The sequence below is a fragment of the Paenibacillus sp. FSL R7-0302 genome (genome assembly GCF_038006885.1).
Taxonomy (GTDB): Bacteria; Bacillota; Bacilli; order Paenibacillales; family Paenibacillaceae; genus Paenibacillus_AQ.
The window spans coordinates 213,497-238,744 of sequence record NZ_JBBOWB010000002.1 but is presented as its reverse complement, the minus strand read 5'-3'; the positions used below and the strand labels follow the sequence as shown (position 1 = coordinate 238,744).

The 25,248-nt window shown below is 55.1% G+C and carries 23 protein-coding genes; 16 read left to right on the top strand and 7 right to left on the bottom strand.

What is annotated here, in order from left to right:
- Positions 1-75: 75 nt before the first annotated feature.
- The 7 genes from MKY96_RS26725 (at position 76) to MKY96_RS26695 (ending at position 6,215) form a co-directional block, all read left to right on the top strand.
- A complete protein-coding gene (locus MKY96_RS26725; protein ID WP_340945126.1) occupies positions 76-1,110 on the top strand; it encodes an EAL domain-containing protein in 1,035 nt (344 codons plus the stop codon).
- A 99-nt stretch (positions 1,111-1,209) separates the two neighbouring features.
- Positions 1,210-1,884 carry a response regulator transcription factor gene (locus MKY96_RS26720; RefSeq protein WP_340946767.1) on the top strand — a complete coding sequence of 225 codons (675 nt, stop codon included), beginning with the start codon at positions 1,210-1,212 and terminating at the stop codon, positions 1,882-1,884.
- Positions 1,881-3,299 carry a sensor histidine kinase gene (locus MKY96_RS26715; protein ID WP_340945124.1) on the top strand — a complete coding sequence of 473 codons (1,419 nt, stop codon included), beginning with the start codon at positions 1,881-1,883 and terminating at the stop codon, positions 3,297-3,299. Before MKY96_RS26720 ends, MKY96_RS26715 begins: the two co-directional genes overlap by 4 nt.
- A 78-nt stretch (positions 3,300-3,377) precedes the next feature.
- The gene (locus MKY96_RS26710; protein ID WP_340945121.1) at positions 3,378-4,289 is read left to right on the top strand and encodes an ABC transporter ATP-binding protein; all 912 of its coding nucleotides are present in this window, start codon (positions 3,378-3,380) and stop codon (positions 4,287-4,289) included.
- A complete protein-coding gene (locus MKY96_RS26705) occupies positions 4,286-5,002 on the top strand; it encodes an ABC transporter permease (RefSeq protein ID WP_340945119.1) in 717 nt (238 codons plus the stop codon). Before MKY96_RS26710 ends, MKY96_RS26705 begins: the two co-directional genes overlap by 4 nt.
- Positions 5,003-5,004: 2 nt before the next feature.
- Positions 5,005-5,742 carry an ABC transporter permease gene (locus MKY96_RS26700; RefSeq protein WP_340945116.1) on the top strand — a complete coding sequence of 246 codons (738 nt, stop codon included), beginning with the start codon at positions 5,005-5,007 and terminating at the stop codon, positions 5,740-5,742.
- 107 nt (positions 5,743-5,849) lie between these two features.
- Positions 5,850-6,215, top strand: coding sequence for an ArsR/SmtB family transcription factor (locus tag MKY96_RS26695; RefSeq protein WP_036732785.1), 366 nt, complete (start codon positions 5,850-5,852; stop codon positions 6,213-6,215).
- Positions 6,216-6,596: 381 nt separating this feature from the next.
- Here MKY96_RS26695 and MKY96_RS26690 read toward each other — a convergent pair whose 3' ends face one another.
- Positions 6,597-7,646 carry a cation diffusion facilitator family transporter gene (locus tag MKY96_RS26690; RefSeq protein WP_340945114.1) on the bottom strand — a complete coding sequence of 350 codons (1,050 nt, stop codon included), beginning with the start codon at positions 7,644-7,646 and terminating at the stop codon, positions 6,597-6,599.
- A gap of 215 nt (positions 7,647-7,861) precedes the next feature.
- Between MKY96_RS26690 and MKY96_RS26685 the strand changes: the two genes are divergently transcribed.
- Positions 7,862-10,189: a heavy metal translocating P-type ATPase gene (locus tag MKY96_RS26685; RefSeq protein ID WP_340945111.1), complete on the top strand. Its 2,328-nt coding sequence runs from the start codon at positions 7,862-7,864 to the stop codon at positions 10,187-10,189.
- Between the two features lie 217 nt (positions 10,190-10,406).
- Positions 10,407-12,401, top strand: coding sequence for a methyl-accepting chemotaxis protein (locus tag MKY96_RS26680; protein ID WP_340945110.1), 1,995 nt, complete (start codon positions 10,407-10,409; stop codon positions 12,399-12,401).
- A 91-nt stretch (positions 12,402-12,492) separates the two neighbouring features.
- Here MKY96_RS26680 and MKY96_RS26675 read toward each other — a convergent pair whose 3' ends face one another.
- From MKY96_RS26675 to MKY96_RS26665, 3 genes are all read right to left on the bottom strand, one after another.
- Complete coding sequence (locus MKY96_RS26675) at positions 12,493-13,455, bottom strand: L-lactate dehydrogenase (RefSeq protein WP_340945108.1); 963 nt, start codon at positions 13,453-13,455, stop codon at positions 12,493-12,495.
- Positions 13,456-13,726: 271 nt separating this feature from the next.
- Positions 13,727-14,233, bottom strand: coding sequence for a CcdC family protein (locus MKY96_RS26670; protein WP_340945105.1), 507 nt, complete (start codon positions 14,231-14,233; stop codon positions 13,727-13,729).
- Positions 14,234-14,435: 202 nt separating this feature from the next.
- Positions 14,436-14,696, bottom strand: coding sequence for a GlsB/YeaQ/YmgE family stress response membrane protein (locus MKY96_RS26665; RefSeq protein ID WP_036732764.1), 261 nt, complete (start codon positions 14,694-14,696; stop codon positions 14,436-14,438).
- Positions 14,697-14,951: 255 nt separating this feature from the next.
- On the opposite strand from MKY96_RS26665, the gene MKY96_RS26660 reads away from it, so the two are divergent.
- Positions 14,952-16,004: a lactonase family protein gene (locus tag MKY96_RS26660; RefSeq protein ID WP_340945103.1), complete on the top strand. Its 1,053-nt coding sequence runs from the start codon at positions 14,952-14,954 to the stop codon at positions 16,002-16,004.
- Positions 16,005-16,118: 114 nt separating this feature from the next.
- Here MKY96_RS26660 and MKY96_RS26655 read toward each other — a convergent pair whose 3' ends face one another.
- Positions 16,119-18,446, bottom strand: coding sequence for a poly(ethylene terephthalate) hydrolase family protein (locus tag MKY96_RS26655; protein ID WP_340945102.1), 2,328 nt, complete (start codon positions 18,444-18,446; stop codon positions 16,119-16,121).
- A gap of 408 nt (positions 18,447-18,854) precedes the next feature.
- On the opposite strand from MKY96_RS26655, the gene MKY96_RS26650 reads away from it, so the two are divergent.
- From MKY96_RS26650 to MKY96_RS26635, 4 genes are all read left to right on the top strand, one after another.
- The gene (locus MKY96_RS26650) at positions 18,855-19,976 is read left to right on the top strand and encodes a sulfate ABC transporter substrate-binding protein (RefSeq protein ID WP_340945101.1); all 1,122 of its coding nucleotides are present in this window, start codon (positions 18,855-18,857) and stop codon (positions 19,974-19,976) included.
- Positions 19,977-20,075: 99 nt separating this feature from the next.
- Entirely contained in the window at positions 20,076-20,939 is an 864-nt protein-coding gene (gene cysT / locus MKY96_RS26645) for a sulfate ABC transporter permease subunit CysT (protein WP_340945099.1), read from the top strand.
- Positions 20,940-21,177: 238 nt separating this feature from the next.
- Positions 21,178-22,041, top strand: a complete 864-nt coding sequence (gene cysW / locus MKY96_RS26640) for a sulfate ABC transporter permease subunit CysW (RefSeq protein ID WP_076083413.1) — start codon at positions 21,178-21,180, stop codon at positions 22,039-22,041.
- Positions 22,042-22,141: 100 nt separating this feature from the next.
- Positions 22,142-22,363: a YezD family protein gene (locus tag MKY96_RS26635; RefSeq protein WP_036732753.1), complete on the top strand. Its 222-nt coding sequence runs from the start codon at positions 22,142-22,144 to the stop codon at positions 22,361-22,363.
- A 327-nt stretch (positions 22,364-22,690) separates the two neighbouring features.
- On the opposite strand, the gene MKY96_RS26630 is transcribed toward MKY96_RS26635, so the two are convergent.
- A complete protein-coding gene (locus MKY96_RS26630) occupies positions 22,691-23,158 on the bottom strand; it encodes a VOC family protein (protein WP_340945097.1) in 468 nt (155 codons plus the stop codon).
- Between the two features lie 43 nt (positions 23,159-23,201).
- Positions 23,202-23,510, bottom strand: a complete 309-nt coding sequence (locus MKY96_RS26625) for a hypothetical protein (RefSeq protein WP_036732747.1) — start codon at positions 23,508-23,510, stop codon at positions 23,202-23,204.
- 228 nt (positions 23,511-23,738) lie between these two features.
- Here MKY96_RS26625 and MKY96_RS26620 point away from each other — a divergent pair, with 228 nt between their 5' ends.
- Entirely contained in the window at positions 23,739-24,152 is a 414-nt protein-coding gene (locus MKY96_RS26620; protein WP_340945095.1) for a GNAT family N-acetyltransferase, read from the top strand.
- Positions 24,153-24,212: 60 nt separating this feature from the next.
- Positions 24,213-24,845, top strand: a complete 633-nt coding sequence (locus MKY96_RS26615; protein ID WP_340945093.1) for an NAD(P)-dependent oxidoreductase — start codon at positions 24,213-24,215, stop codon at positions 24,843-24,845.
- The last annotated feature ends 403 nt before the right edge of the window (positions 24,846-25,248 follow it).

The window sequence follows — 25,248 nt, the reverse complement described above, 5'->3', positions numbered from 1 at the left end:
CTTTCCTGATCGTGCCGGAGGAATCATGCTATAATGGCCTCAGGTTATCGACATCATGAGGCGGAGGGGATTGCCATGAACTGTGTTGATTGTGCTGACATCGACCCGATAGAGGATCAAGGGGAGCTGAAGCTCCGCCCCTGCTCTGATCCGCTGGCTGCTGCCATCCGGAATGCCGGTTATGAAGCATTTGAGACAAGCAAGACCTGTATCATTCCATATCATCGTAAGGAAGAGCTGTTGAAGCTGATAGAAATGCTGGTGGCGGCTAAGGACATAGCGGACTCCTTATCCGTATGCGTTAAGAGCAAAGGTGCCCCTGCGGCTCCGGACCGGTGGCTGACCTTCGATCAGCTGAAGGTCCGCTTCGCTAACGAGAATCTGGTGTCCATCATTATGAGCCATGATTTTTGCAGCCACATGCAGCCGATTGTGAATTTCAGCGAGGAGATTGTCGGCTTTGAATTTCTGCTGCGCCCGCTGCCCCAGGGCAGTTATTTTCAGCCCTATGAGCTGTTTGAGATTGCCCGGCGGACAGGGTTTCATTCCTTCCTTGACCGGGCCGCCCGGATCTCGGCGATAGAGACCGGCAGTAAGCTGCTGCCCAAGGGCATTAAGCGGTTCATTAACTTCCTGCCCTCTTCTATTTATAATCCCAAGTATTGTCTGACTCATACCTTCGAGGCGATCCGGAGGCTGGACCAGAACCCGGAGGATTATGTATTTGAAGTAGTGGAGACGGAGCAGATCAGCGATATTGCACATCTGCGCGCCATCTTCGCCGAATACCGCCAGCAGGGGATGCGGGTTGCACTGGATGATGTAGGCGCGGGCTACTCGACGGTTGAGCTGATGTCCAGCCTCCAGCCGGATTATGTCAAGGTTGACCGTAGCCTGATCAGCTTCTGTGACCGGGATGAGGGGAAGCAGCGGATGCTTAGAGAGATCATCTCCAGGGCTGGCGAATTCGGTGCAAGCCTGCTGGCTGAAGGCATTGAACGCCGTGAGGAATTCCTGGTCTGCCGTGATCTCGGTATGGACCTGGGACAAGGCTATCTGTTCGGGCTGCCGGAGGATAAGCCGCCGGGAAGGTTCGGAATTACGGCCTGAACAGCAAGTATGATTCTCCCCGGATACCGGCAGACCTCAAGACTGCCGGTATCCGGGGATTTGTTTTGCCAGTTGAAGGAAGAAAGGACGGAGAACAACGTGAGTGTAACCCTATTGTACGTAGAAGATGACCGGGAGATCGGCAGTGTCGTAGCGGCAGACCTGCGGGAACGGGAATATGCTGTGCGCTGGCTGGAGAGCGGAGACGGGGCGCTTGAAGCTGCAGAGGGCTGCCAGCTTGCGATTCTGGATGTGATGCTGCCGGGGCTGGACGGCTTCACCGTCGGCCAGCGGCTGAAGCGGGCCTATCCGGAGCTGCCGGTTCTGATGCTCTCGGCGCGCACCTCCATTGACGATAAGCTTCAGGGGCTGGACTTCGCCGATGATTATCTGACCAAGCCGTTTCATCCCGATGAGCTGGCGGCGAGAATCGAGGTTCTGCTGAGAAGAAGCGGAGCTGCCGCGCCGGCTCAGTTGACCCTTAAGCATCTGGTTGTCAGACCGGGGAGCAGTGTGGTCACGGAAGCCGCGACCGGACGGGAGATTATGCTTACCGGCAAGCAGTTTCAGATCTTCTCTTATCTGCTGCGGCACCTGGGCCAGATTCTGACCAAGGAGCAGATCTATGAGGCGGTCTGGGGGGAGAGCTACATCGAAGGCGACAAGACGCTGATGGTACATATCCGTTATCTGCGCGAGAAGCTGGAGCTTGATCCGGCCGCGCCGGAGATTATTGAGACGGTGAGGGGAATCGGCTACCGGGTGAGAGGGTGAAGAGGGCAGGGCGTTTCCAGCTGCTGCACCGTTCGCTGCTTTTTCGCTATCTGCTCATTATCGTAGCTGCACTGCTGTTCGTGCCGGTTGTTATTCCGCTGACGATTGCTCTGTACAGTATCTTCGGGGGGCTTACTCATACAAGTCCACCCGGGGAGTATAAGCAGTATTCCAGTGTGGATACGCTGGAGATGATGTGGCATGAGGAAGCCCGCAAGCTCCTTGACCAGTCCCCTGCGGATATCACCCGGCGGCTGTCGGCCTTAAGCGAAGCCTACCCGCTGTCGAGAATATTCTGGGTCGATCATGCGGGCATAACACAGCTGGTGACAGAGCCCTCAGGACCGCCGCTGCTCCAGACGGGAGAGGCTCCGGCTGTTCCCGGCCGGTGGAGCGCTGCTGAAGCGGTATCCTTCATGAAGGACAGTGCGGCACTGAAGCCGCTGGCGATTGTCGCATTTATAGGAGACCGGGCAGAGGCCGCCGAGGGCTTCATGGTTATGCAGATTCCTGAGGATATTACGGAGAGCAAGTATGCGGCAGGATTGGATAAATGGTATACGATGGCCATGCTGGTGTTCTTCCTTCTGTTCATCACCAGCTCCTGGCTCTTCTTCATCATGATCCGCAGAAGGCTGCTGCGGCTGCAGACCGCTATGGCGTTCACCGGGCAGGAGGGCTTGCCGCAGATTGTTCCGCCGGGGAAGCCGGATGAGATCGGGCATCTGGAGGAAGCATTCAATACCATGGTGACGGAGCTTAAGGCAGGCCGTGCCAGAGAGGCGGAAGAAGAGGCGCTGCGCAAGCGGCTGGTAGCCGATCTGTCGCATGATCTGCGGACTCCGCTGACCGTCATTCGCAGCCACCTCCATGTACTGGGCAAGGAGCCGTTGTCACCGCACGGCCAGTCCTCCCTTGAGCTGATGGATCAGCGGATCGAGAGCCTGGGCATCCTGATTGAGAACCTGCTGTCCTACAATCTGCTGAACAGCGGACGCATCGCGCTGACTCTGGAACGCCGGGATGTGCTGAGACTGGTACGGGAGAGCGCCGCCGCCTGGTATCCCGTCTGGGAGAAGGAGGGGTACCGGATCGATATTGATCTGGAGGCTGCGCCGCTGTACTGGGAGATCGATGACAGCTGGTTCCGCAGGGTGCTGGATAATTTGTTTCAGAACATTCTGCGTCATGCGCGCAGCGGATTATATGTAGGCATTCTTACGGAGATCCGTGAGGGCAACCGGGTGATTATCATCTCGGATCACGGCGGCGGCCTTGCGCAGAGCACGGATTCCGCCGGAGCAGGTCTGGGACTGTCCATTGTCGACCTGCTGCTGAAGCGGATGGACCTGGAGTGGAGCATGGAGAGTACAGCGAAGGGTACCGAGGTTGTGATCTGGAAGCGGGACGCCTGAACAATTTAAACAAAATTTAAACCGGCTGCTTCTGTGCTTTTAACCTTGGGGCGTTATGCTGTTACCGAGGTGAAGAGAATGAAGGATACAGTGATAGAGACAAGAAATCTGCTTAAGGAATACCGCGGCCGTGCGGCAGTGAAGAACCTGAATCTCAATATTACAAAAGGGGAGATCTACGGCTTCCTCGGACCGAACGGTGCCGGCAAGACAACAACCATCCGCATGCTGCTCGGCCTGATCAAGCCGACCTCCGGCAGCATTGAAATCTTCGGCAAGGAGCTGCGTGCGAACCGGATGCAGATTCTGCGCAAGGTAGGCTCGCTGGTGGAATCGCCGTCCTACTACGGGCATCTGAGTGCATGGGACAACCTGGAGGCGATCCGCCGCATTCTGGGTGTGCCCAAAGTGCGTATTGCCGAGGTGCTGGAGATCGTATCGCTTACCGGGGAGGAGACGCGGCCGGTCAAGGGCTTCTCGCTGGGCATGAAGCAGCGGCTGGGGATTGCAGCAGCTCTGCTGGGCAGCCCGGAGCTGCTGATTCTCGATGAGCCGACCAACGGGCTGGACCCGTCAGGCATACAGGAGATCCGGTCCCTGATCAAGCGGCTGCCTGGAGAGCAAGGCATTACAGTGCTGGTATCCAGCCATCTGCTGAGCGAGATTGAGCAAATGGCCGGTACGGTCGGCATTATCCGCGAGGGGCAGATGGTCTACCAGGATACCATTTCCCATCTCCAGCAGCAGGCGGCCGGCTATCTGCGCCTGGCGTTATCGGAGCCGGAGACTGCGCTGATGACGGCGGTGCGGCGCGGCTGCGGCGGCGAGCTGCATGAAGGCCGGCTGGTCCTGCCACGAATGAGTGATGCGAGAGTATCGCTGCTGGTCAAAGAGCTGGTCGAGGAGGGCCATGCGATCTACAGGGTAGAAGAGCACAGGCAATCTCTGGAGGAATTCTTCCTGCAGGTGGTTGGGGGAGAGGAGCTATGATGTGGCGTGCGCTGTCGGCGGACTGGCTTAAGATCCGCGGCAAAGGTATATGGTTCCTCGCCTTCCTTGGCCCGCTGGGCCTCATCGCCATGCAGGGACTGAATTTCGGCCTCCGTTATGACTACCTTCGCGGGCAGTACCGGGAGGACCTGTGGGGTGGCCTGCTCAGTGAGATCGTGCCCTTCGTGCCGATTGCCCTATATCTGGGCGGTACACTGATCTGCTCTCTGATTGCGAATGTCGAGCATCAGACCAGCTCATGGAAGCAGCTTCTGGCGCTGCCTGTCTCCCGTACGGCTGTGTTCATGGCGAAGCTGCTGCTCTGCCTGCTGCTGCTTATCGTGTCCTGCCTGTTGCTGTCGGCAGGAACTGTCGTCCTCGGGCTGCTGCTCGGCTTCGGCGCTCAGCCGATACCGCTTGCGGACATCCTGCGGATGGGCTTCGCCGCTTACGCTGGGGCCATGCCTGTCATTGCACTTCAGCTGTGGCTCTCTCTATCCAGCCGGAACCAGACCCTTCCGGTATCGTTGGGATTGACACTCTCGCTGGTCAGCCCGTTCGGTGTGTACTTCACGGAATGGGTCCCGCTCTCCTGGCCGGCCTTGGCCTGGAGCGATCCGCGTCCTTGGCTGTTCAGCGGAGCCGGTCTGTTGCTTGGACTCCTGGTACTACTGCCGGGAGCCATACATTTCGCGCGAAAGGATGTGGACTGAATATGCGGACTTTCCTGCGAATATTGTCTGCGGAGGGCATGAAGATAGCCGGATTCCGCACCTGGCTGTTAATTCTGCTCAGTCCGCTGGTCTCTCTGCCGATAGGCGCGCTTTCGGACATGCAAGAGGATAGGATGATAACCTGGCAGGTTCTGCTGAGCACAATGTCAGCGGTACATGCGCTGCTGTTTCTTCCGGTACTCTCTGGGCTCTTCGCCGCTTTAATCTGCCGCAATGAGCATAGTGACGGCGGCTGGAAGCAGCTCCTGGCGCTTCCGGTTACACGGACCTCCGTATATTTTGCCAAATATGCATTAATTGTAGCGCTGCTGGGTGCGGTTCAGCTGCTGTTTCTTGCAGGGGTTCTGGGAGTAGGATGGTATCGGGGTGCAGAAGGGGGAGTTCCCTGGGGGCTGCTGCTGAACAGCCTGTTCGGAGGCTGGTTTGCCTGCCTGCCGCTGGCTGCACTGCAACTGGCGATATCTCAAGGCTGGAGCAGCTTCGGCGCCCCGCTTGCGCTGAATGTCTGCTTCACCATTCCTAACATACTGATTGCCAATTCTTCCACCTACGGTCCTTATTATCCATGGGTGCAGCCGACGCTGGCCATGTCCCCCTTCGGCGAAGAACGGTTCGGCGCCTTCAACCTGCCGCTGGAGAGCCTGATGATTGTCGTGGCGGGGAGCCTGCTTCTGTTCCTGGGTGCTGGCTTGATGGCCTTTTGGCGTAAGGCGGTATAAGATTCCCTTCTCCATGGACATTGGACGCCATTTTTTCTATAATTAATCGTAGAAGATACTATTAAGCGCCGGTGATGCCGGATGAGCATATGGAGGAGGGCGGGAGCATGGAACCAGCGGCACTTGAAGAATGCGACAACACCTGTAATGGTTCCGAACTGGAACCGGAATCTATGGCCTTGATTCTGCCGGACCGTGAGATCACAGATAAGATGGCAGAAATGTTCAAGGCACTGGGTGATCCGACAAGAGTTCGGCTGATCTACGCGTTATCCCAGCAGGAGCTATGTGTGCATGACTTGTCCTCCATACTGGATATGGGACAGTCGGCAGTCTCCCATCAGCTCCGCTATCTGCGGAACCTGCGGATTGTGAAGCGCCGCAAGGAAGGCAAGACCGTATATTATTCGCTGAATGACGCGCATGTGGAGCAGATCTTCCTGCAGACTCATGAGCATATCCGGCATGAATAGATTGTTATGACAGGAAAAGGGGCTGTCCCAAAGCCAGGTAGTGGCTTGGGGCAGCCCCTTTTATATTATGATGTGCGATAAACCAAATGTATGTGGAAAACAGCATACATTCGGTGGTCGTGAGGGCAAGTGGTTCGAATATATGTGGAAAACAGCATACAAATGGTGGTCGTGAGGACAAGTGGCCCGAATGTATGTGGAAAACAGCATACAATCGGTCGTTGTGAGGGCAAGTGGCCGAATGTATGTGGAAAACAGCATACAATCGGCAGGCCTACAGAATCGTTAGGTTTTCCTCGTACTCCCTCAAATTTCTCGGCTTCTCACGGACTCGCTTGGACTCTCACACTCCCTCACCCTTACCCGCTTACCACCTCTTCCTCAGACCGGAAGGTGACCGTGCTTCACAGTGGAATTCTCAATCTGCAGTGTGGTGTGCCGGATGCCGAAATTCTCTTCCACCATTTTAAGTGCCAGTTGCAGTACCTGTTCCGAATTCACCCCGTCCTTGATCAGCAGATGACCGCTGAGAGCATCCAGGCCGGAGGTGATGGTCCAGATATGCAGGTCATGCACATCCTGAACCCCTTCAATTGCCAGTAGCGCCTTCTCGACATCATCAGCATTCACGCTAAGCGGAGTTCCTTCCATAAGGATATGGAAGGCCTGCTTGATGACACCCCAGGCGCTGCGCAGGATGAGCAGGGCGACCAGCACACTGATGATAGGGTCTGCCACATACCAGGAGAACAGGTTCATAATCAGACCGGCCGCCAGCGCGCCGACGGAACCAAGAGCATCGCTGATCACATGCAGATAAGCGCTGCGGATATTGATGTTGTCTTTAGCCCCGCTTTTGCGCATCAGCGACCATGCACTGACGAGGTTGGCCAGCAGTCCGACACTGGCAATCAGCATCATTGTTCCGCTGGCTACCACCGGAGGGGAGGAGAAGCGCTGGAAAGCTTCATACATAATGAATCCCGAGATTACAAACAGGGTCACCCCGTTGAACAAAGCCGCCATAATCTCAAACCGGTGGAAGCCGTAAGAGTTCTTGGAGGATGCCGGCTTCACCGCGATAATCATGGCCACAAGGCTAAGGGCAAGGGAAGCGGTGTCGCTGAGCATATGCCCCGAGTCGGACAAAAGAGCCAGGCTCCCGGTGAGCAGGCCGCCGAAGAATTCAAGAAACATAATACCGCCGGTGATGATTAAGGCGATCAGCAGGCCTTTCTTATTATCCGGTGCATGTGAATGGGAGTGGGAGTGGGAATGCGAATGCCCGCCAGCGTGCGAATGAGCATGTGAATCGTTGTGCGTATGCTCTGCATTCTCATGACCGGGGGGCTCCGATCCATGTCTGTTCGAATTTGCTGCATGCTGGTGCTGCCCGGAAGGTCTAACGTTGTTCATTTTGGAATTGTTCATTAGGTAGGACCCCTTTTCAGTTAACATATGAATGATTGCTCATATGTTAATATTATGACGGCAGCAGGCAAATTACAAGCTTTTGTTATTTTTATTTTTGCCACAATCTGTGGGCTGAATGCATTGACACTGTATGATTCAGGGGAATATAATAAGTGTAAGTTAACATATGAACAAATACTCATATATAGGAACGATCAAGGGAGATGAGTCATTTGAGTACGGTAGAAGACAATGTGAAGCGCAAGTGGGTCCTGGATGGGCTGGACTGCGCGAATTGCGCTATGAAGATCGAGAATAAGGTCAAGAAGATCGAAGGCGTGTCCTCCTGCTCCGTCAACTTCGCGACGAAGACCATGACACTGGAGACAACAGCTGCTGCTGCGGATGAAATCGCGAAGCAGGCTGAGCATACGGTAACCAAGCTGGAGCCGCATGTGAAGCCGCGGGCAGTTCAAGCTTCACGGGCGGTCAAGAAGCCGTTGTCTGCGGAGGGTGCAGCTCAGGTGCGCGGTGTAGCGGTTCAAGGACAGGGGCATGTTCATTCCCACGGCGAACCGCAAGGTCATGAGCATGCCCACGGAGAAGGGCATTCCCAAGAAGAAGGGCACCAGCATTCACATGCTGCTAAGCATAACCACAGCCAGGAGGAATCACATGGCCACGGACACAGCCATGACCATGGGGAGGGCGATACGCGCCGCATCCTGATGCGGCTGGGCGGCGGTGCCATTCTGGCTGCGGCCGGGATGTTCCTGCCGGTCAGCGGGATCACCGAGCTGCTGATCTTCCTGGCAGCTTATCTGATTGTCGGCGGAGAGGTCGTCCTCGCCGCTGCCCGGAATATTGTAAGGGGCCAGGTGTTCGATGAGAACTTCCTGATGGCCCTTGCGACCATCGGCGCCTTCGCCATCGGCGAATATCCCGAAGGCGTTGCGGTTATGCTCTTCTATCAGGTAGGTGAGCTGTTCCAGGGAATGGCGGTGAACCGTTCACGCCGTTCGATCACAGCGCTGATGGATATCCGGCCGGAGTTCGCCTATCTGAAGGAAGGCAGTAATCTGCGGAAAGTGTCCCCCGAAGAGGTTAGAGTAGGAGACAGCATCGTAGTTAAGCCCGGTGAGAAGGTTCCGCTGGACGGGATTATTCTGGAGGGCAACGCGATGATGGATACCTCGGCACTGACCGGAGAATCCGTTCCCCGTTCTACTCAACCGGGCAGCGAGGTACTCAGCGGATTCATTAACCGCAATGGTGTGATTACCATTGAAGTGACCAAGGACTTCGGTGAATCGGCAGTCTCGCAGATTCTGGAGCTGGTCCAGAATGCTACGAATAACAAAGCAAAGACAGAGAATTTCATCACCAAATTCGCCCGTGCCTATACGCCGGTCGTAGTCATAACAGCGCTGCTGCTGGCCGTGATTCCGCCGCTGATTCTGAGCGGAGCCACCTTCTCCGACTGGATCTACCGTGCACTGGTCTTCCTCGTTATCTCTTGCCCTTGTGCGCTTGTCGTGTCGATTCCCCTCGGGTTCTTCGGCGGGATCGGTGCCGCATCGAAGAACGGGATTCTGGTGAAGGGCAGCAACTATCTGGAAGCCTTGAATGATGTGAAGATCGTTGTGTTCGATAAGACAGGAACCTTGACCAAAGGCCAGTTCACGGTAACCGGCAATGTTCCGGCGGAAGGCTTCACAGAGCAGGAGCTGCTGCGGGTAGCGGCTTATGCGGAGAGCCACTCCGGCCATCCGATTGCGGAATCCATCCGTGCAGCCTATGGCGAAGCTATTCCGGGTGAAGCCATTACCGGCTATAACGAAATTTCCGGCCACGGCATCGCAGTTACCGTGGAGGGGAAGGCAGTGCTGGCCGGGAATGCGCGGCTGATGGAGCGTGAAGGGATTGCCAGCGTAACTCCGCAGGAGTACGGGACGATCGTTCATATTGCTGTAGATAAGCGCTACGCAGGCTATCTCGTCATTGCAGATGAAGTGAAGGATGATTCTCTTAAGGCGATTCAGGCTCTGAATGCATTGGGAATCCGCAAGACGGTTATGCTGACGGGTGACGCCGCTCCGGTAGCCGAGTCTGTCGGCAGACAGCTGGGCATTCAGGAGATTCATGCTGAGCTGCTGCCGGGAGATAAGGTCGCAGCGATTGAACAGCTGGAGCGGGAAAAGGGACCGAAGGAGAAGATCATTTTTGTCGGGGACGGGATTAATGATACTCCGGTGCTGGCCAGAGCGGATGTCGGGATTGCCATGGGCGGACTTGGCTCGGATGCGGCCATTGAGGCAGCGGATATTGTAATCATGACGGATGAGCCTTCCAAAATCGCTTCCGCCATCGGGATCGCCAAACGGACGCGGACCATTGTCTGGCAGAACATTGCTTTTGCGCTGGGAGTCAAAGCGGTCTTCCTGCTGCTGGGAGCGTTCGGAATTGCCACGATGTGGGAGGCCGTATTCTCAGATGTCGGAGTTACTGTACTCGCTGTACTGAACAGCATGCGCGCCTTACAGCCGCCGAAATCGGTATAATCGTGTAAGATGAATCGATAATGAAATAATTATGAAAAGTATAAGCCTTAATGATCCTAATTTTTGGGTCTTAAGGCTTATTTTTATTGTATGTATTATGCTTTTTGTCTATTTATGCCGATATATCAATATATATATTTACAGCATATGGAAGACCAGAATGGGTTTCTAGGGGGATTTTGCGGTGAATGAGGGAAGTGTACGGTCAAAATTGAAAATGAATGCAAAGAACGGAAAATCATTATCGCTGCAAAGCAAGTATTCGCTTGTTATTTTGGCAATTGCTATTGTACCTCTGCTCGGCGTCACGATTTTTTTCATGCAGTACTTCGGGGGTGTCACCAGAGACGATAGCGAGGAGCTCGCCCAGAATATTCTGGAGATGAACACTACACGCATCGTAGAGTGGCTGAATACGCGGACATCTGCGGTCCAGGAGCTGATTGCGCAGCATCCTGAATTCGATACCTCAAGACCGGATACTATTTTTCCTGTGGTCAAGGTACTCGAAGAGAGCGATACTCAGTCCGAAGGCTACAGCGTCATTAACAAGCAGGGCATTCTGGCCAATTCCCTTAAGCTTACGGCGGATGTGGGCCAATCGGCATATTTCCTGCAGGCCAAGGAGAGTCTTGCTCCGGCGGTAGCGGAGATGTCTTATCTGGAACAGCTCAGTAAATATATTATCCCGGTATTCGTTCCGGTCGTGGACAAGGACAAGCAGTTTGGCGGCGGTATCGCCTTCTCGGTGACACCGGACATTCTGATGGAGATGGGCAAAAACATTCACGTGGGCGATACCGGCTACGGATATGTGATCTCTGGCAAGGGTGATTATTACGCCTACTCCGAGACCGAGCGGATCGGCAAGAATATCGCGGATTACGCCAAGACCACAGAGATGAAGCAGGCCGTAGCGCATATTCTCGGCAAGGAAGCAGGCTCGGAGGCCTACAAGGGAGAGGACGGAAAGCAGGTGATTACCTATTTCCGTACCGTTCCGGGCACAGACTGGAAGCTGCTGATTACGGTTCCCAAAAGCGAGATTACCGCCAAAGTCACCTCAGCCCAGCGGATAACCACACTGTTCATTGTAATCATTATTCTGGCGGTCATTGCCTTGGCCTTGTATCTGACCCGTCTGATTGTGAAGCCGATTGTGGCAATCTCCGGGGTGATGAAGAAAGTAGCGGACGGCTATCTCAGCGAACGGGTAACCGTGCGCTCGGGTGATGAGATCGGCCAGATGAGCCAGAGCATTAATGATATGATCGGATCATTGTCCGGCATTGTCGGCAAAATCGATGCTACCGTGGCGCAGGTTGCTGTCTCGGCAGAAAGTGTGCTGAAGTATGCCAATCAGACCTCGAATACGTCGGCAGAGATTGAGACGGTCGTCCAGGAGGTCGCGCAGGGAATGGGCGAGCAGTTCAAGGGCTCGGAGCAGGCGGCCAGAGCTACGGAGGAGATGGCGATCGGACTGCAGAGGATTGCGGAATCCTCCGTCAATGTGTCCGACCAGGCAGAGACGGTCAGCACGGAGGTCGAGAACGGATACGTGGAGATTCAATCCACACTTAAGCAGATGACTGTCATCAGCGGCGCTGCGGAGGAGACCTCGGCTCTGATCAGCAATCTGAGCGGGCAATCCGAACAGATTGGGCAGATTGTTGATGTGATCTCGGAAATCTCCAATCAGACGGGGCTGTTATCCCTCAATGCGTCGATTGAAGCGGCGAGAGCAGGCGAGCACGGGCGCGGGTTCGGCGTGGTGGCGAATGAAGTGAAGAAGCTGGCGGAGCGCACGAACAGTGCCATTGTGAACATTGTGGAGCTGATCCGTCAGATTCAGGAATCCACCAGAGCGGCCGAGGTCTCTATGGAGAAGAGCATTGCCGAGATCGGAGACGGGATGGGGAAAATGCAAAACGTAGGCACCTCCTTCGATCATATCCGCTCGTCCATCCGTGAGGTATCGGTTCAAATTCAGGACGTCTCTGCCGTCAATGAGCAGATGTCCGCCGGGACAGAGGAGATTACAGCCTCCATCTCCGATATGCTGATTATTGCCAGAGATTCTGCCGAGAGCGCCGAGATGGTGGCTGAGGCCTCCACCGAGCAGCGGAGTCTGATGGGCCAGGTTGTCACTTCAGCCGAATCCCTCAACCAGCTAATGAGCGAATTGCGCAGCGAGATCGAGAAGTTTCAATAATATCAGATAAAATAACCGCAAACACCCCTCTGCCGCACAGGTTACTGTGTGAAGCAGAGGGGTGTTTGCGGTATAGGCGGTGCCGTTAAGCTTAGTGCTGCTGCTCCAGCGTGAGGCTGTCAATCCCTGTGCGGATGATCCTGCAGGAGTCGGTGAATTTAGCCATCTCCGTATCGCTGAGGTTCAGCTCCAGCAATTCCTGAATACCGCTGCTGCTGATAATGGCCGGGACTCCGGCGCATACGCCGCGTTGTCCGTATTCCCCGTCCAGGATGGCGGAGACGGCGATGATTTTGTGCTCGTCATTCAGAATGGAGCGGGTGATATAAGCGAGGGCACTGCCGATTCCGAAGTGAGTTGAGCCCTTGCGAGTAAAAATCTCCCAGCCTGCATCCTTCGTCTTGCGTGCAATATCCTCAAGGTCCAGGCTGCTGAAGCGCTCGCGGTGCTGCTCCATAATCTGCAGAATCGGCTTGCCGCCGATGGTCACATGGGACCAGGCCACGAACTGCGACTCCCCATGCTCGCCAAGAGCGTAGCCGTTGACGCTGCGCGGATCAATCGTGAATACCTCGGACAGCAGTGTCTTCAGCCGGGAAGAGTCGATGGAGGTGCCGGTGCCGATCACCCGGTGCCGCGGCAGGCCGGAGATCTGCCAGACCATATACGTTACAATATCTACAGGGTTCGCAGCGACGACGAAGATCCCATCGAAGCCGCCCGCCATAATCTCGGTGATGATCTCCCGGGTAATTACAGCGGCGGCATCCAGTACATCCAGCCGGGTCTGCCCGGGCTTGGGATTGGCGCCTGCCGTCAGTATGACGACATCCATCCCCGCACAGTCGCTGGCGGTGCCCGCATAGACCTTGGTGCGTGTTCCGGTGAAGTCCATGCAGTGCGAGAGATCAAGCGCTTGTGCCATGGCGCGGTCGTAGGTGCGGTCGATCATCATGATCTCATCGCATACGGCTTGATTCACCATGGAATAGGCAACGCTTGAGCCGACCATGCCGGAGCCGACGATTGCCACTTTTCTCGATTTACTTTTCAATTGCCCAGTCCCCACTCTCTACAAGTATGGTACTATTCTAACTGATCTCATCGCAAGTTACCTGACATGGCACCGAAAATGCCCGCTGCACCCGTCCGTTATTTGGCCACAATTCACCTGGGAGGTTAGAGTGTCTGAATTCTTATAAACTATAATATGCAGCGGATGGGCAATTGGGAAGGCAGAAGGAAAAGGTATCCCCGGCAGTCATCCCTATGGCTGCCGGGGATACCCCCTTGTACATAATCATATAATCCATCCCTGCTTCGCCCTAGACCCGGGGCTGCGGAATCTGCGGCTCGGCAGGCAGCATTCCGGTATAGTGCTTATACATGAACAGTCTCCAGTGGAGGATCATGCCGAAGGCAAGAATGAAGAATAATCCGCCGGACTGCGGAACAGAGACATACCGGTTGATGAACTCATGGAGCAGGGTGCGGACCAGCAGCAGTCCAAGCAGAATGAAGGCGAAGCTCTTGGAGCGCTGGGCATAGATCAGCCCCTCACGTTCTTCGAACCGCGTACTGCGGATTAGCGGATAGGCAAAAATAAACCAGCCGACCAGGAAAGCCGCTACCGCCCACCACCAGGGGAAGCGCACTTCCGGTACGACGAACATGGCGAAGCCGGTGGACATGCCAAGCGGCGGAATCCATATTTTGCGGATGGTTACCGGGCGGGCGCTGGCTTTCAGGCGGATAAAAATCACCATCAGCGCCATGAAAATGGCCCCCAGCGTGGAGCCCACATGCAGAAGTGAGGGGTTGATGTTACCCATAATTCACGTTCCTCCTCTGTGATTTCGGTCACTATTTACTTCATTATAGCAGATAATGAACGGATTTCATTAATGATGCGCAGCCTGCCTCATGCGGGGGGATCTGCCCGAAGCACACAGCAAACCCGCCAGAGTCTAACCCCGGCGGGTCTGCTTGTTAAGTATAGTTCAGCAGCTTCAGGAAAGAATGCTGCCATAGGGCTTAAGAGCGGCTACGTCCGCCAACCGAACGCAGAATCAGGCTTACGATAAAGATCAGAACCACAGCACCGATCAGTGAAGGGAAGACATAGTAGTCGCTGATCTTAGGTCCCCAGCTTCCCAGCAGCATGCCGCCAAGCCATGAACCGAGAATACCAGCGATAATGTTGCCGATAATTCCGCCCGGAATGTCTCTACCCATAATCAATCCAGCCAGCCAACCAATTACGCCACCAACAATCAACATCCATAGTAAACTCATTAACTCTCAGCTCCTTTTGTGTTTGTTGTCTTCGATGGTTACTATTAACCTTATGCACAGCGTTTAAACCAGTGTTAAATTTTGCCGGCACACATTTATTTAGTATTCCAGTCTGTCCAGATTTATGCTGTTTAACCCTGATAATGTAGTGGGTACATAAAGATGTTATAGTGAAATTATGGTTCACCCGCTGAGTGAGTATAGGGGTGTACAGGGTATATAAGCTTATATCTATACAACAAAGGAGCCGCTGCCATGCACCAGCCTAATGAAGTATTATTCTATATTGGAACGTACAACAGTGAGGAGAGAGAGGCCATCCTGCTGGGTGCGCTGGATAAGGAGAGCGGAGAAATGAGGGTTATGGGCGGTACCCGGGGGACCCGGAACCCTTCCTATCTGGCGGTTAATGCGGCGCAGACGGTATTATATGCAGTGAGTGAGCAGGACGAGGGTGAGGTTCATGCCTACGCCATTGATCCCGGCAGCAAGGCGCTGCATCCGCTGGGCAGCAGAGCGACCGGGGGAGGCGCGCCCTGCTATGTCTCGGTGGCTCCGAAGGGAGATTACATAGCCGTGTCTAACTATACGGGAGGGAATGTCAATGTGTTCCCGCTGAACGGGGACGGGTCATTACAGGAGATGTCCTCCCAGGTGAAGCATGAGGGCTCGGGAATCCGCAGTGACCGTCAGGATGCCCCCCATCCCCATTCCGTGATTCCGGACAAGACGGGTGATCATGTGCTGGTCTGTGATCTCGGTCTCGACCAGATCGTGTTCTACCGTGTGGAGGACGGGAAGCTGGTCACTCACCGGGAGGTAGAGCTTCCTCCAGGCTCAGGACCGCGCCATCTGGCGGTTCATCCTTCGCGGCAATGGATCTATCTGGTTAATGAACTGAACAATACGGTCACCGTATTCGCCAATGATGAGCCTCAGGGCAATCTGAAGCTCCTGCAGAGTATCAGCAGTCTCCCGGAGCATTATACCGCCGGAAGTGATGATACGGCTGCCGATATCCATGTCTCCACATGCGGACGTTATCTCTACGTTTCCAACCGCGGGCATGACAGCATCGCACTGTTCCATATTGATAAGGCTACGGGTCTGCTGGAAGCGGAGGACTGGGTGACTTCCGGAGGACGGACACCGCGTAACTTCGCTCTGATCGGCGGCATGCTGCTCGCTGCTAACCAGAACAGCGGCAATATTGCCTCCTTCCGCATAGACAGTGAGACCGGACGGCTGATCCCTACCGGCAATGAGCTGGAAGTGCCGGCACCTGTCTGCCTTGTAGCCCTGGATTAACCTGCACAAGGATTTCCTATGCAGGAACAGCAAAGCCCCCTGTTAGCCGGAGTATGGCGGACAGGGGGCAATTTGGGCTGTTGTTATTTATTTTATAAATAGAATGATGTCCGGTTAATACACTCCTGTCAGCGGGTCCTCCCGTTCATAGAAGCCGATGTCGTCCAGCATAATCTTGTCTTCTGTCCCTTGCAGATAAAAGGTAATATCGGTCAGACTAGCCGGATCAAGCTCGGGCTCTTCCTCAAGGAACAGCTCGAAGGGCAGCTTGTACGTCTGGTAGACGGCTTCCGAGCGGTTGCCGAATTTGCCGTCACTGATCCGCTCCTCCAGCCACGGACTAAGCGTAAACTCAGTCTGCGGCAGCGGCAGAATATCCATCACCTCGTCCAGGGGGATTCTTGCGGCGGTGTCGTTGCTGTCAGTCAGCTCCACCTCCACATCCGGGGAGAGCTCAGTTTCCGGCAGCGGCCCAGCATCGCCGTCCTGGTTAGGATCGGAGTTATGGTTCGCCAGGGAGAAGGCCAGTCCCTCTACGGCAGGGGATTCCGCAAGCGTCTGAGTCAGCGTGTCGCTAAGCCTAATACTGTAAGCGGCTTCGGCATCCGTATGCTCCTGATCCGGGCTGCTACTGCGCTCCAGCAGAATACCGTAAGAGGGCTTGTTGTTCCGTTCGCGGTCCTTCGCGGCCTCTTCGCTCCAGTGAAGCCCCGTTGTAGCAGAGACGGTCCCGCCTTGGACGGCGCCCCGGTTGCGGTCTTCATCATAGTCCGCCACCGTGATATAGGCCCCGCTCTGGAAGCGGTTATAGTAGGCGGTATCCGGCAGCCACCGGGCGCCGCTGCGGTAATCGCGGAACAATTGCCGGTACTCGCTCCTCCCGTGCAGCGTGGTCTCCAGGAAGGCAGAGACATAGACCTTGGCGATTCTCCGCTGCTCCTCCCCATCCATGATCCGGGAGCGCTTCAGGAACAGGCCGGTAGGCAGCGTCTGGTCATATAGCCCCCAGTCCGTATTGAACTGGCTGTGATTAGCGTCGGCAATATAGAGCGAGCTTTTGAAGCCAGGGGTATTGCCGGTGTAGGAAGAGCGCATATATTGACGGTCCCCGTAGAAATCATGTACATCGCCGTCACGGGCGCCCTGGAGTGTCAGATAGCTCACATCGGTTAGACGGGCCTGCTTGCTGTCGATCATTTTATCCGTAGGAGCCAGGGCAATGACTGAAGTAATATGGAACTGCTGAATAGCGTCCAGAACAGGATCGCTGCTGAACCAGAGCGATGCATCCGCAGCCATGGCTGCGGCCTGGCCGCCGCGGCTGTGGCCAAGCAGTGCAACAGAGTCATAATCAACCTTCTGGTAAAAGGGGGTGCCAGGCTGCTCCGCGAAGCTGCCGATCTGCTGCAGATGCTTCAGAATCATCCAGGTCCGCGCCTTGAAGTCGTTGTCCGGAATACCCGACCAGGCCGAATAATTCAGGAAATTCTCATCCAGGGTGACCGCGATGAAGCCCCGGCTGGCCAGTAATTCACCCAGATAGGTATAGCCGTCCTCGGAGAAGTCCTCCATCATATGGTTGCCATGGACCATGAGCACCAGCGGATAAGGCCCGTCCCCATCCGGCATCCATACTCTGGCATTCAGCGGGAGGGAAGCGGGATCGAAGCCCCAGAACAGGGTCCGCAGCATGGGCCAGGAAGAGATATATTCAGTAGCATCCACGGAAGCAGAGGCTAACAGGACATCCTTGCCATACGCCTTGCGCTGCAGATCCTTGCCGCTGCCATAGGTGAAGGTGTGGAATGCATAGACGCCCGGCTGGGCGGGATCGTCCGCCGTTACGGGAAGCACCTGTCCGTCCTCCGCCAGACTCTGAAGCGAGGGTACAGGTACCGGGCTGCTTCCCGTCCCATAGCCATAGGCCAGTGCGAAGGGGGAGAGGAAGAGTGCCGCTGCCAGCAGACCACCGGTGAACATTCTCCGGGTCCGCAGCAGACCGGCTGCAAGTCCCCCTATCCCGCAGGCCAAGGCTGCGATACAGGCGATAACGGCTGCAGCTCCAAGCTCCAGATCGGAAAAATACAGGATCAGCAGTACAGCCCCATAGGTGCTGAGCAAAGAGCCTGCGAACAGATGCGGAAGCCGCAGTCCGGTTAAGGAGAGCAGCACAGCCAGCAGATTGCTGGACAGTGCCATAACAAGTGTTCCTGCACCGGCTGCCAGCATGATATCTGCTGCGCTCCCTAGGCCGGTAGGGATACCCATGACAGCTATAGTAAAAGCCAGAATACATAGAATCCAAGGACCGCTCAGCGCAGTCCTCCATAAGGTTGTATCGTACCTGTACGTCTTCAGGATACGTCTGCCCAGTTCTCTGAGTACACGCCTGTGCAGCCGCGGTCCCTGCGGCGCGGGGCCATACTCCAAATCCATTCCCATGATTATTTCCCCCGGTGTAAGCGGCAATAATAGAAACTGCGCTGCCGTTTCTATTTATATGAATTCGCTCTATTTTCGCTCAATAAGATGTAGCAATGATATTACTTTGAGGCAACAATAACAAGTGGGTCTTACAGGAACGGGCGCCACTTCCTGCCCCGGGTCCGGCGGTCGCCGTCTTTCATTCAAAGTGAAAAAAAGGTTTGACAGCGCGGGAAGCGTTCAGTATTATATCTGTATAACCTACTAAATGGGTAGGAATAATCGAATAAGTTCTTACCGTACAGACGGAGGAACGCCTGCTTCAGGCTCGCAGATACGTGTCTTTAAGACCGGTTTGACTTGCCGCAAGCGGGCTTTCCTGCGTCTATTACTTGTTACAAGACTATTATGGGGGAGTGGACTAAGATGACAAAAGGGATCAAGAAGGGGCTTCTCGCCGGGGTTGCATTGATATTGACGGCAGGGCTTACGGCTTGCGGGAACAGCAATACAGGGAACAGTGCGGGTGCCGGAACAGCGGCCCCGGCCCCCACAGAAGCGGCTGCAAATTCTCCGGCCGCAACGGAAGCTGCCCAGACACAGTCAAAGGAACCGGTCGAGCTGCTGAATGTATCCTACGATCCAACGCGTGAGCTGTATGAGAACTACAACAAGGCCTTCGCCGCCTACTGGGAGCAGGAGACCGGCCAGAAGGTAACAGTCAAGCAATCACATGGCGGATCGGGCAAGCAGAGCCGGGCGGTGCTGGATGGCCTGGAGGCGGATGTCGTTACGCTGGCGCTCGGGTATGACATTGATGCGCTTCAGGAAGCTGGCTTGATTGGCGCGGACTGGCAGAGTAAATATGAGCATAACAGCTCCCCGTATACCTCCACTATCGTCTTTCTGGTCCGCAAAGGCAACCCGAAAGGCATCAAGGATTGGCCGGATCTGCTGAAGGAGGGCGTAGAGGTCATCACCCCTAACCCCAAGACCTCCGGCGGTGCCCGCTGGAACTACCTGGCTGCCTGGGGCTATGCGCTGGACCACAATAATAATGATGAAGCCAAGGCCCAGGAATTCGTGCAAAAGCTGTTCAAGAATGTACCGGTCCTGGACACCGGCGCGCGCGGCTCGACCACTACCTTCGTGGAACGCGGCATCGGGGATGTACTGATCGCCTGGGAGAATGAGGCGTATCTGTCCATCAAGGAGCTGGGTCCGGACAAATTCGAGATTGTGAATCCGTCAGAGAGTATTCTGGCTGAGCCGCCGGTTGCTGTGGTGGATAAGGTCGTCGATAAAAGAGGAACGCGCGAGGTAGCAGATGCCTATCTGAAATATCTCTACACCGAGGAAGGCCAGAAGATTGCTGCCGAGAACTATTACCGTCCGACACTGGATAGCGTGAAGGCACAGTTCAAGGACCAATTCCCGGAAATCAAGCTGTTCACCCTGGCGGATAAATTCGGAACCTGGAAGGAGACGCAGGCGAAGCACTTCAATGACGGCGGGATTTTCGACACAATCTATGTTCCGGGCAGCTGACAGCGGAGTTCGTGAACGATGATGCAGAAGCGGCAAGACCATACTGACAGGCGGAATTCCGCCAGAGGCTGATCGGCCATATGCCGAAGGCAGGAAAGGATGAATGGGCACATGAATGTCACGACCAAAGCTGCTGTAAGGACGGTGTCACGGCGCAAGCTGCTGCCGGGGTTCGGGATTACGATGGGATTCAGCGTGCTGTATCTGAGTCTTGTGGTTCTGCTGCCGCTGTCCGCGCTGCTCTTCAATTCAACGGGGCTGAGCTGGGCCAAGTTCTGGGATGTGGCTACGGATGCCCGCGTCCTGGCCTCCTATCGTGTCAGTCTGAGTACGGCGGGCGCTGCGGCCCTGATCAATGTTGGTCTGGGACTGCTGCTGGCCTGGGTGCTCGTACGGTATGAATTCCCCGGCAAAAGAATCTTCGACGCCCTGATCGATCTGCCGTTCGCGCTCCCTACAGCCGTGGCGGGCGTATCGCTGACCGCTCTCTATTCCCAGAACGGCTGGATCGGCTCTCTGCTGGCGCCGCTGGGAATTAAGGTAGCCTTCACGCCGCTGGGCATCACGCTGGCGCTGATGTTCATCGGCATTCCCTTTGTCGTCCGCACGGTACAGCCGGTGCTGGAGGACCTGGACAGAGACATGGAGGAGGCAGCCGCTACGCTGGGGGCAGGCCGCGGGCGGACCTTCCTGCGGATTGTCCTGCCGGAGCTGTTCCCTCCGCTGCTTACGGGCTTCGCCCTGGCGTTCGCCCGGGGCATCGGCGAATACGGCTCAGTCGTGTTCATCTCCGGCAATATGCCGATGCGCACAGAGATCGCCCCGCTGCTGATCATGTCCAAGCTGGAGCAGTTCGATTACGCCGGAGCGACCGCCGTGGCCCTGATTCTGCTGCTGCTCTCCTTCCTGATGCTGCTGGTCATCAACAGCCTTCAGCATTGGGCGCGGAGGAGCTCGCGGTAAGGGAGAACGGGTATGCTTCATAAAACTTAAGCGTATGCTTCGGAAGCGAGTTTTGTCTGGAGCGGATTCAGGATGCATATACTAACAAAACTTAAGCTTAAGCTTCCGAAGCGAGTTTTATTGCGAAGTTAATCGGGGAGCGTATGCTTCATAAAACTTAAGCGTATGCTTCCGAAGCGAGTTTTGTCTGGAGCGAATTCAGGATGCATATACTAACAAAACTTTGGGAGGAATAAATATGGCCGGTACGGTTCCCTTGCATGTCCCCGGGCCGCGTACAGGTGCGTCATCGCCCTCTACCACAGAGTCCCAAGCGGTGAAATGGGTGCTCATCTCCCTGGCCGGACTGGTCCTGCTCTGGCTGATTGCGCTGCCGCTGATCATTGTGCTGGTGGAGTCGCTGAAGCGGGGGCTGGATGTCTACTGGGCCGCATTGACCGACCCGGACGCCGCCTCGGCGCTGAAGCTGACGCTGCTGGTCGCCGCCATTACGGTTCCGCTGAATACGGTCTTTGGGGTAACGGCGGCGTGGGCGGTGACCAAGTTCCGTTTTCGCGGCAAGGGCTTTCTGGTGACGCTGATCGATCTGCCTTTTGCCGTATCACCGGTGATTGGCGGGCTGATCTTCATTCTGGTGTTCGGCTCGCACGGCTGGTTCGGCCCCTGGTTAAGCGACCATGATATCAAAATCGTCTTCGCCCTGCCGGGCATTGTGCTGGCTACACTGTTTATCACGTTCCCGTTCGTAGCCCGAGAGCTGATTCCGCTGATGGAGGAGCAGGGCACACAGGAGGAGGAGGCTGCGATTACACTCGGTGCGCACGGGTGGCAGATCTTCTGGCGCGTAACGCTGCCGAATATCAAGTGGGGCCTGCTCTATGGCATCATTCTCTGTAATGCACGGGCCATGGGTGAGTTCGGGGCCGTCTCGGTGGTGTCCGGGCATATTCGCGGGGAGACGAATACGTTGCCGCTGCATGTCGAAATTTTGTACAACGAATATCAGTTCTCGGCATCCTTCGCGGTGGCTTCTCTGCTGCTCCTGCTGGCACTGGTGACGATGGTTGTAAAAAGCCTGCTTGTACGCAAAAATGCTCATTGACAGCTATTGGGTGCCGTGCTAAGTTAATTCATAGTATACAAGGTGGTAATAACGGGATTTAGGCAGAGTTATTCCCTAACCGGGAAAGGGAGGCTTGCGAATGGCGAAACCACTGAAGGTGGATGAGGTATGGCTTGCGCGGATAACGGAACTGCTCGACGATATGGAATTCGGCTCCTTGCACATCGTAGTGCATGAAGGCCAAATCGTACAGATGGAGCGCACGGAGCGCAAACGTTTCGAGAACAGCACAGCAAATTCACGTGGTAGTGGAGAGACCGGAAGCCGGCGGACCGATACCCGTGCAGGGGGACGAGGATAATACAGAAAGACCTTCCATTGGGCAACTAATGGAAGGTCTTTCTTGTGGTATAGGAAATTATGATTTTCTTCTGTTGTGAATAAGTGGCACGCAGGCATGAGGCCCGAATGTATGCGGAAAACAGTATACATTGTGCTCACATGCAGACGCGTGGCCCGAATGTATGCGGAAAACAGCATACATGATGCTCACATGCAGACGCGTGGCCCGATTGTATGCGAAAAACAGCATACAGTTGCTGGCACGCAGGCATGAGGCCCGAATGTATGCGAAAAACAGTATACATGTCGGTTTCCCTGTAGGTTCCTCTCAGCATGGCTGCTGGAACTAATCGCTGGACTTCCTGCACAGCTCCTCCCACTCCTCAAAAGACAGCTTGCTTGTGATCGTCTTCAACCCCTGAGGGACTTCGATATGACACATCAGCTCCAGAGAGTTGCCGTCCGGATCATTAAAGTAAACCGAGGCATTGCCTTGATGGGGGCGGATAAAAGGCTCAACCGTGCTTCTGCTGCCGAAAGGAACCGGGTCAATCCGCAGGGAACGCAGCCAGGCGAGCGATTGCTTCAGGTCCTCATAAGTGACTTCGAAGGCAATATGCCTCAGGGAAGGGTGATAAGGGGTCTGAACCTCCGGCCCTTCCCATAATCCGATCCAGCTCCGCCCCTCTGTAATCCAGAAGAACGCGGTGTCCTCATCGCGCCAGGCGAATTTCAGTCCCAGCCTTTTATAGAATTCAATAGATGCTTCCAGATTAGAAACGGGTAAATGGGCTTCGTATAATCCTTTAATCATAGCTGGTAGTGTACTCCTTGTTCACTGATTAGTGTGTTGAATTTCAGTAACGTGGATTGCGCCGTGATCCGCTCAGCCCTTCTACGAGCAGAATAATTGCGGTAATGGCATGCATCACCCAGCCGACAAAAGGAATCAGGGCAACCACCGAGGTGACCACGCCCACTGCATTTCCGATAATCGGACCACGCTCTCTCAGCAGAATGATTATGGCTACCGCATGCAGCAGAAAAGCGATTCCGAGCGGCGCCCAGGCATTTGCCACCACAAAGCTTCCCCCGATAATCGGCAGCGCCAGAAAAGCCTCATAAGCGAAAGTTCCCCATTTAAACAGTTTCCCTGTAGGAGACATAATTACTTCACCAACCTTCCGAAATAGTAGTGTTGCTTGTCTATCCACAGTTTACCCAAGGACACGGGGTAAGAATAACCTGCCCGTCTGCAGAGTGCAAGTGCTGTGTTTTGAGTTATTGTACGCCGGAGGAGGCGGGGCGTTTCAATTTTGAACAAATACATATATATTGGTATCAGTATGGCAGGCGGGTTATGCTTGCAGATTGCAGTAAATAGGAGGAGTGGCATGACAGATTCAGCACAGCCGGAGATCCGGCAGGAGCTGCCCTCGGTAGAGGATTATCTCGCACTGCGGCAGGAGGCCGGGCTTAGCCCGATGAGCATAGAGGGGGCGGCAGTCGGACTGCCTAATTCTGCTTTTGCAGTTACTGTGTATGCGGGCGAGCAGCTGGTGGGAATGGGCAGGGTTATTGGGGACGGGGGATGTTTTTTTCAAGTGACGGATATCGCAGTAAAGCCTTCCTTCCAGGGACAGGGTCTCGGAAAAACCATCATGCGCGAAATCCGCGCATTCCTGGATAGTGTGCCGGAGAAGGCGTATATCAGTCTCATCGCTGACGGGGAAGCGGCCAAGCTGTATGCCAAATACGGGTTCGCGCCGGTAATGCCTGCTTCACAGGGAATGTTCCTGCGGCGATAAATAGGGTGAATTCGTGTAATGCTAAAGGATAGCAGATTAGGAAAGTGAGGCAACGGTAGAATGGATATTGTAGTGTTTGGAGCATCGGGCAGGGTTGGAAGTGCCATCGTACAGGAAGCGTTAAAAAGAAAACATGAGGTCACGGCTGCGGTACGCAGACCGGAAGCCTTCGGCCTTCAGCATGAGCGGCTGCAGGTGACGGCTGCTGATCTGCTGGACCCGGCCTCGGTAACGGCAGCGGTGCGCGGACATGAAGAGGTAATCAGTGCGTTCGGTCCGGCAGCGGGGCATGAGAATGATCTGCTGCGGGTGGCGGATTCACTGCTGGAGGGGCTGCGGGCGGCTGGACTTGAGCGTCTGATCATTGTCGGCGGAGCAGGCAGCCTCAAGACGGAATCGGGAGAATGGCTGATGGACACCGCCGGATTCACGGAGGACTACCGTGCGCTGGCTTCGGCTCATGCCAATGCTTATGAGATCTATAGAGGGTCAGAGCTGGACTATACGTATCTTAGTCCGCCTGCCGCTCTGGTAGACGGGCGCCGTACCGGCCAATTCCGTATCGGCCTCGACCGGCTGATTGTAGACGAAGACGGCCGGAGCAGCATCAGCATCCAGGATTTCGCCGTGGCGGTCATCGATGAGCTGGAGGAAGGCAATTTCAGCAGAGCCAGGTTTACTGTAGGGTATTGATGTGGGTATACGCGGAGGCGGAAGGTGAAGAGGCAGAGGTAGAGGCAGCGGCAGGTTTAATCGCACTCTGTACAACTAAAACGCCTGATTTTCCACCGATTATCCGTATAGTTGCAGTCTGTACATTTAAAACATCCTCTGTGCCGGGATTCTCCTCATTCGGGCAGATATAGTTGTACAAACTACAGTTAGAAGAGGAGGGCTTTGCTTTTGCGTGTTTTTAGGTGTATGGAATGCAACTATGGATGCAAGTATGCTTATCTGATCCTCAGGACTAAGGGATCATTGTATATCCTTAACTAACTAATATAGAGGTCCTCTTCGTAGCGGGAGGGCTTTTTGCTGTTGGAGGGGCTTGTCGCTCGTTGGCCGCCATGAGCTACCTGGGTTATTTGCTTGCTGA

Excerpts from the sequence above, each read along its gene's own strand:
- MKY96_RS26725 (WP_340945126.1), top strand. The coding sequence starts at position 76 with ATGAACTGTGTTGATTGTGCTGACATCGACCCGATAGAGGATCAAGGG.
- MKY96_RS26710 (WP_340945121.1), top strand. The coding sequence starts at position 3,378 with ATGAAGGATACAGTGATAGAGACAAGAAATCTGCTTAAGGAATACCGC.
- MKY96_RS26705 (WP_340945119.1), top strand. The coding sequence starts at position 4,286 with ATGATGTGGCGTGCGCTGTCGGCGGACTGGCTTAAGATCCGCGGCAAA.
- MKY96_RS26700 (WP_340945116.1), top strand. The coding sequence starts at position 5,005 with ATGCGGACTTTCCTGCGAATATTGTCTGCGGAGGGCATGAAGATAGCC.
- MKY96_RS26695 (WP_036732785.1), top strand. The coding sequence starts at position 5,850 with ATGGAACCAGCGGCACTTGAAGAATGCGACAACACCTGTAATGGTTCC.
- MKY96_RS26690 (WP_340945114.1), bottom strand. The coding sequence starts at position 7,646 with ATGAACAATTCCAAAATGAACAACGTTAGACCTTCCGGGCAGCACCAG.
- MKY96_RS26680 (WP_340945110.1), top strand. The coding sequence starts at position 10,407 with ATGAATGCAAAGAACGGAAAATCATTATCGCTGCAAAGCAAGTATTCG.
- MKY96_RS26670 (WP_340945105.1), bottom strand. The coding sequence starts at position 14,233 with ATGGGTAACATCAACCCCTCACTTCTGCATGTGGGCTCCACGCTGGGG.
- MKY96_RS26665 (WP_036732764.1), bottom strand. The coding sequence starts at position 14,696 with ATGAGTTTACTATGGATGTTGATTGTTGGTGGCGTAATTGGTTGGCTG.
- MKY96_RS26660 (WP_340945103.1), top strand. The coding sequence starts at position 14,952 with ATGCACCAGCCTAATGAAGTATTATTCTATATTGGAACGTACAACAGT.
- MKY96_RS26655 (WP_340945102.1), bottom strand. The coding sequence starts at position 18,446 with ATGGGAATGGATTTGGAGTATGGCCCCGCGCCGCAGGGACCGCGGCTG.
- MKY96_RS26650 (WP_340945101.1), top strand. The coding sequence starts at position 18,855 with ATGACAAAAGGGATCAAGAAGGGGCTTCTCGCCGGGGTTGCATTGATA.
- cysT (WP_340945099.1), top strand. The coding sequence starts at position 20,076 with ATGAATGGGCACATGAATGTCACGACCAAAGCTGCTGTAAGGACGGTG.
- cysW (WP_076083413.1), top strand. The coding sequence starts at position 21,178 with ATGGCCGGTACGGTTCCCTTGCATGTCCCCGGGCCGCGTACAGGTGCG.
- MKY96_RS26635 (WP_036732753.1), top strand. The coding sequence starts at position 22,142 with ATGGCGAAACCACTGAAGGTGGATGAGGTATGGCTTGCGCGGATAACG.
- MKY96_RS26630 (WP_340945097.1), bottom strand. The coding sequence starts at position 23,158 with ATGATTAAAGGATTATACGAAGCCCATTTACCCGTTTCTAATCTGGAA.
- MKY96_RS26625 (WP_036732747.1), bottom strand. The coding sequence starts at position 23,510 with ATGTCTCCTACAGGGAAACTGTTTAAATGGGGAACTTTCGCTTATGAG.
- MKY96_RS26620 (WP_340945095.1), top strand. The coding sequence starts at position 23,739 with ATGACAGATTCAGCACAGCCGGAGATCCGGCAGGAGCTGCCCTCGGTA.
- MKY96_RS26615 (WP_340945093.1), top strand. The coding sequence starts at position 24,213 with ATGGATATTGTAGTGTTTGGAGCATCGGGCAGGGTTGGAAGTGCCATC.